Origin of the sequence: Burkholderia sp. Ac-20392 (assembly GCF_017104585.1) — a bacterium.
Classification (GTDB): Bacteria; Pseudomonadota; Gammaproteobacteria; order Burkholderiales; family Burkholderiaceae; genus Burkholderia; species Burkholderia lata.
On record NZ_JAAGPB010000481.1, the window covers coordinates 1 to 6,420 of the forward strand.

Annotated in this window: 5 protein-coding genes; 1 reads left to right on the top strand and 4 read right to left on the bottom strand. The window is 66.9% G+C overall.

Annotated elements, in window-relative coordinates:
- Positions 1-533: EAL domain-containing protein (locus tag G3N99_RS32570; protein ID WP_206124425.1), on the top strand; the 533-nt coding region annotated here is incomplete at its 5' end.
- Between the two features lie 11 nt (positions 534-544).
- Here the strand turns inward: G3N99_RS32570 and G3N99_RS32575 are convergent.
- The 4 genes from G3N99_RS32575 to G3N99_RS32590 form a co-directional block, all read right to left on the bottom strand.
- A complete protein-coding gene (locus tag G3N99_RS32575; protein WP_206124426.1) occupies positions 545-2,656 on the bottom strand; it encodes a radical SAM protein in 2,112 nt (703 codons plus the stop codon).
- Positions 2,657-2,851: 195 nt separating this feature from the next.
- On the bottom strand, positions 2,852-3,877 hold the full coding sequence (locus G3N99_RS32580; protein WP_206124427.1) for a hypothetical protein: 1,026 nt from the start codon (positions 3,875-3,877) through the stop codon (positions 2,852-2,854).
- 90 nt (positions 3,878-3,967) lie between these two features.
- Positions 3,968-5,377, bottom strand: coding sequence for a HAMP domain-containing sensor histidine kinase (locus G3N99_RS32585; protein ID WP_206124428.1), 1,410 nt, complete (start codon positions 5,375-5,377; stop codon positions 3,968-3,970).
- A gap of 5 nt (positions 5,378-5,382) precedes the next feature.
- Entirely contained in the window at positions 5,383-6,096 is a 714-nt protein-coding gene (locus G3N99_RS32590; RefSeq protein ID WP_206124429.1) for a response regulator, read from the bottom strand.
- Positions 6,097-6,420 lie beyond the last annotated feature (324 nt).

The window sequence follows — 6,420 nt, forward strand, 5'->3', positions numbered from 1 at the left end:
TCGCCGTCAACGTGTCCGCGCGGCAGCTCGGCCACGGCACGATCGTGCCGACCTTCGCGGCCGCGCTGGCCGGCGCGGGGCTCGCGCCCGACCGGCTGGAAATCGAGGTGACGGAAACCGCGCTGCTGCACGACGAAGGCAAGGCCATCGCGGACCTGCGCGCGCTGCGTTCGATGGGCGTGCGCGTCGCCCTCGACGATTTCGGCACGGGCTTCTCGTCGCTCGCGCATTTGCGCGCGTTCCCGTTCGACAAGATCAAGATCGACGGCAGCTTCGTGCGCGATGCGGTCACGCGCCCGGACTGCGCGGCCGTCGTGCGCACGGTGGCCGATCTCGGCAAGCGTCTCGGTGTCACGACCGTTGCGGAAGGTGTCGAGACGGAGGAGCAACTGGCGTGCATCACGGATGCCGGCTGCCGCGAGGTGCAGGGCTTCCTGATCGGCAGGCCCGCGCCGGGCGAGCAGGATGCGCCGGCCATCCGCTGGATCGAGCGGGCCGCGCTGGCGGCGCAGGCTACGGCCAGGCAGGCGTGAGCGCAGAATGATCAGGACCGTACGTCCGCGATTACGCGCCGAACCGCGAACGCCAGCGGATCGACCTCGTGAACCCCGATGGAAAGCGTGGCACCCAACCACGCTGCAAGCTGTTCGAGCTGAGCGAAAGCGTATCCGGGGTCCGCGGTGACGATGTTCACGTAGGCCGTGTCTCGACGATATCCCGCCCTGACATCGATGCGTATGCCGCCCGGAAACCGTTGGTGGAGCGCTTCGCGAACCCGGCCAATATCGATCTCGCCGGGTTCCGCACGCCGGCTCTTTTGAGGCTTGGCACCCGGCACGACAAAATAGGCGCTGACACGTACTTCCTGGCCGTCGAGGGCCCTGACGTGCGCACCCTGCCGATAGGCCAGCACGGCGAGCCGCTTGCGCCGCTCGAGGCCCGATACCAACACACATTTGCCTGCGACGTTCGTCTGGCCCTCGCCGATCATTTGCGCGAATCGAACCGCTTTCTCGCCGGCAGCGTCACGCCATCCGAAATGCAGCGCAAGCCTGGGCGTTCTGCCGATCTCCGCACCGAGCCGCTTCATGACCGACAGCATGGCCGCCTCGTCCAGGTCGTCAAACACGAGCTCCGCGGCAAGCGGGCGCCCGGCCGCATAGGTGGTGAGCCATTGTCGGGTCTCGATGAGTTCACCCGGCACGCTGTCACCCTGCAATTCGAGCGTGACGAGGACGACATCGCCATGCAGCCAGGTCCTGGCGGCGGGATGGGGCGCGAGGCCGGCTAGGTTGCGGGCGTCATCGGCGCTCGACGCACGCACCGCTGCCAGCAGGAACACGTCATGGGCATGGATTCCGTCGGGCACCACGTATGCGCCTTTCTTCCAGGCCAGTGCGCGCAACTCAGGGAACAGGTCGTCTGCTTCGTATCCCGTTGCGATCACCGAGCGACCGATCGCCGCCAGCTCGCGAGGCGATCCTCCGCCCGACAATCCCGGGCCCGCCACCGCTTCTTCCTTGAACAGGCGCTTCCACTCGGACGAGTACTCGGCATCCGGCGCCCATGACGGCAGCAGTTGGGCGAGGTAGGCGTCCGCATCCGCGAGGGTCTCGAACTTCGCGACCATCACGCACTCGCCGCTGTTGTTGCCGGAGAATGCCTGCCACACACTGACCGATGGCGTGGACCGGGGGCGACTGACGCCTGCGTTGCGACGTGCACAGCCCCGCCGCGCGCTTGGCTGCTCGAGACGCGGCCGCTCGTTCCACCACCCATGCAGGATTTCCTCCGCACTGGTCGCCGGCAGGCCGCCGTCATGGAACGAGCAGCCCTGCATGCGCTGGTCAGGCGTGATGGAAACGAAGTCCAGACCTGCGCCGCAGTCGCCACTTCCATCAGCGCCATCGAACAGTCTGGGTACGGGAACCGCGTCGCCAAAGCATACCGACAGGCGGCATGCAATCGGCGAGTCCTGCACGATCGCCGCAAGCTGCGCCCGCCCGCGTGGCGAAAGGTGCCTGCGCAGATCCGGGCCGATGTAAGACAGCAACGAGACGTCCTGGCAACCCAGCGTGGCCAGTTCGGCCAGCAGTGCGGGAAGCCCCGGCAGCACGGCGTCGTCGACGATCAGGTTTGCGCCCCACCTTTGTCCGTATTCCGACAGGACCGTGCCCGTGTCGCGCCAGCGCACGTCATCGTAGAGCGAGACGCGGACCTGACCGAAGCGGCCGGCGTAGGACGCAAACGTGTTTCGCCGGATCAACGTTCCGTTGGTCGTGACGTTCAGCGCAAGCGGCGTGGTGTCATGAAGGATGTCGATCAGCTCGGCGAACCCACGGAACGCGAACGGCTCTCCGCCGCCAAAGGCGACTTCCAGCGTTCCAGCTTCGCTGAGGCCGCGAAGGACGTCCACGGCCGACCGGACGGACCAGGCGCTATCACGCCGCACGTCGCGCGAGCAAAAATCGCAGGACAGATTGCACTTGTTCGTGATCCCGAACATCACGACTCGCGGTGCGAGGCGTCGCAAGTGGCGGGTCGCGGGATTCTCGATCCGGACGTGCGTTCCCGTCGCGGGGTGAAAGCGCAGCAGTGCGCCATCCAGCGGATATTCCCTGAATGCATTGCGATCAAAACCCGTGTCAACCGGCATCGGCGAGGCCCTCTCTCTTTCAGTGCCCAGGATCCCCGTGAACCCGGCGACGCCATGGGAAACCGTTGTATTTGTCTTGAGCGCGTTGCGCGCGAACGGGAAATTATCCCGGCGTAGCCGGCAGCCGACAAGCTGCGGCCGCTGCAGCGTCGCCGCGATGACAAAGGCGACCCGATTAAAACCCGTCTGGCAACGTCAGATCCGGTCGAAATTGAACGGCGTCACGTCCGGCAAGCCTTCGACGCGCTGTACTTCGACGCCGCACCAGGTGCCGATCATGTCGATCATGCGGCGCGCCCCGGCGCCATCGTTGAACCGGCCCATCAGGTCGATCGGTGGATGGGCGCGAAAAACGAGCATCAGCTGCACCAGATTTTGCTGAAGTGTCGTCCATGAGCCCCCCACGACTGCACCGTCCAGACTCCGGCGCGCGCCAATCAGCACACGCTCGAGATCGCGGCACGCGTAGGTATGCCGCACCGGCCTGCGCAGCAGCCGCGTGGTGGTGATGTCGATCCAGCGTTCCCCGTCTCGCCAGCAGAAGCGGGCTTCACGCAGCGGGCCGCCGAACCAGCGCGCGCGCATCAGCTTGCAGCCGATCCAGATCATCAGCACGCCAACGCCGACGAGGAGTACGACCGTGATGCCGAGGCCGAGCCATTCGTACCATGCATGCAGTTCGTCTCCGGTCAGGAGCCCGGCCAACGCGGGTACGCCGATCAAACAGGCCAGCCCGAGCATGCCGAAGCCGAAACCGAGCAGCCACCAGACGAAACGGTTGATGCGCACGCGGCGTGGCGACAGAACCAGATCCCGGCCGTCGGGAACGCATCCATAGCCGGCGTCGAACATCCACCGGTCCGGGGCCAGCACGCCCAATATCAGGGCGAGCAATCCAAGTCCGCCGAGTGAGACGGTGGTCCAGTCGACGAGGGCTTCGATAAAAGGAGGCATTGACGCGCCCAATTGAGATCCGCTGCGCCGCGCAACGCGGATGTTCAGTCCGATTCGTTCGTCGCGATTCTGTCTGATCCCGTGTCGGGCGGCAAGCGGATCGCAGAGGAGCCGGTTGCGATGCTTGCGGTATGCGGGAACGAAGGTGGTGCGACCGAGGACCGCTACCGCTTGCGAATCTCCGGCCCGATTTGATCGATCCGTCGGGATGGCCGATTCTGCGAGGCCAGCATTCAGGGGCGAGGGGCGCGCTGCAACCGTCGTCACTCATTGCGGCACATTTGCCGATGCGATGCACACGAAACCATCAGCACGCGACTTCTTTCCCCTGAGCAAGGGAACTCGGGCTCGCAACCTTCACGCACGCTCGCGCGGCAGCGTAAGAACCGCATCGAGCCCGCCACCGTCCCGATTGCGCAGCATCAGCGTGCCGCCATGCAGCGTCGCGATGCTGCGCGCGATCGTGAGCCCCAGCCCCGTGCCGCCGTCGTCGGGATCGGCGTGCCTGCCGCGCCGGTACGGCTCGAACACGCGTTCGAGCCAGTCGTCGGGAAGGCCGGGGCCGGTGTCGCTGACGACGATGCGCACGGCGTCCTTGCCGTCGCGCACGTCGATCGTCACCGGTGCGCCGCCGCTGTAGTGCGCGGCGTTGTCGAGCAGGTTCTGCAGGCAGCGCTTCAGGTTGCGCGCGAAGCCCGACACCGGCGCCGACGCGTGCCCGCCGATCGTGACCGCCTGCCCGGTATCGCGCGCATCTTCCGCGAGCCCTTCGAGCATCGAATCGAGATCGATGTCGCAGCGCGGCTCCGTCACCTCCACGCCGCGCACCGCGTCGAGCGCGCCGCGCACCATCGCTTCCATTTCGTCGAGATCGCCGCGCAGCCGGTCGCGCCACTCGGGATCCGGCAGCATCTCGGTCCGCAGCCGCAAGCGCGTGAGCGGCGTGCGCAGGTCGTGCGACACCGCGCCGAGAAAGCGCGCACGCCCGGCGAAGCTGTCGATCAGCTGCTGCTGCATCGCGTTGAACGACTCGGCCGCGCGACGCACTTCCGACGGCCCGTCGACGGCCAGCGGCGGCCGGTGCATGTCGCGGCCGAGCGCTTCGGCGGCGCGTGCGAGCTGCGTCAGCGGCTTCAGCGCGAAGCGCACCGCGACGAACGCGACCGCGCACACGGCGACGAAACGGATCAGGTAAAGCCGCAACAGGTAATCGAAGACGAGCGACGCGGGCATCGCATGCATGCCGGCCTGGCCTTCGTCGGCGCGCACGTCGAGCCAGCCGCCCGACGGCAGGCCGACCTGCACGTGGAATTCGCCCGTCGGCATCCGCGAATCGAACAGGCTCAGCGGGCCGGCATGATGGCCTGCGTCGTCGTGCAACGCGGCTTCGACGAGGCGAAACGGCACATCGGCACCGAGCCGCTGCGACAGGACGCCGGCGATCAGGCCGGCCGTTGCGTGCTGCGCGAAATTCAGCGTGCCGACGGGCGAGGGCGCATCGATGCGCTTGAGCCGGTAGCGATCATCGCCCAGCGTGGCGATGACCGCGTCGCGCGCGGCCGGGTCCGGCGCGGCGTCGACGAGCCGCAGCGTATCGGCGAGCCGGCTCGCGAACAGGCGCGCCGGAATTTCCAGCATGCGGTTGTCGTGCGTGTCGAACCAGATCGTGCCGGTCAGCATCTGGCCGGCGAACATGCCGGCCGCGAGGATCGCGACGAGCCGCCCGAACAGCGAGTCGGGCCACACGCGCAGCTTCATGCGCCGCATGCCCGTCATGCTTCGTGCACGACATCCGCGACGAGCATGTAACCCTCGTTGCGGACCGTGCGGATCAGCGCCGCATTGCGCGCGGCGTCCTTCAGGTGGTGGCGCAGCCGGCTCACGCACACGTCGATCGAACGATCGAGCGGCGCACGCTCCTTGCCGAACACATGATCGAGCAGGAATTCGCGCGACAGCGGCCGGTTCGGGTGATCGAGCAGTGCGCGCAGCGTGCGGTAGTCCGAGCCGCCGAGCGACACGACGACGCCGTCGGGCGACATCATCTGCTTCATTCGCGTATCGAGATGCCAGCCGGCGAAGCTGACGCGCGACGACGCTTCCGTGCGCCGCGTGCCCGGAATCGCGCGCGTGCGACGCAGCACGACCTTGATCTTCGCGACGAGCTCGCGCGGATCGAACGGCTTCGGCAGGTAGTCGTCCGCGCCCATCTCGAGGCCGAGAATCCGGTCGAGCAGGCCGCCGCGCGCGCTCAGGATCACGATCGGCACGTCGTGGCGCTGCCGCAGGTCACACGTGAGGTCGAGACCGTCCTCGCCGTCGAGCATCAGGTCGAGCACGACGAGATCGACGGTCGACGTCCCGAGCGCCTGCCGAAGCTGCAGGCCGTTCTCGGCCAGCGTGACGCGGTAGTTCATGCCGCGCAGGTAGTCGCCGAGCAGCGTACGGATGTTCGGATCGTCGTCGACGACAAGGATGTGGTCCATCGGGGGAAGCTTCCGGATAAATCGAAATGATTCTGAAAGGAAAGACGCGCCAACACATTCCATTACAAAAGGCCGCGCTTCCAACACATCGCCATTACACGCGGTGATTACAGTGTCGCCCTTCAAATGGCAATGATTCTCATTCAGAGGCGACATTATGGCAATTTTCAGACAGGCGTGGGTGCGGCGCGCGTGCATCGGCGCAATCGCATGGATGGTCGGCGCGACCGTTGCACACGCAACGGCGGCGACGGCCGAGCCGGTTCCCGCGGTGTCGCCCGCGCCGGCGACCGTGACCGATCTCGCGGGCCGCACGGTGCGCGT

Bases quoted from the DNA above. Each gene is read 5' to 3' on its own strand.
- G3N99_RS32575 (WP_206124426.1), bottom strand. From the start codon at position 2,656: ATGCCGGTTGACACGGGTTTTGATCGCAATGCATTCAGGGAATATCCG.
- G3N99_RS32585 (WP_206124428.1), bottom strand. From the start codon at position 5,377: ATGCGGCGCATGAAGCTGCGCGTGTGGCCCGACTCGCTGTTCGGGCGG.
- G3N99_RS32590 (WP_206124429.1), bottom strand. From the start codon at position 6,096: ATGGACCACATCCTTGTCGTCGACGACGATCCGAACATCCGTACGCTG.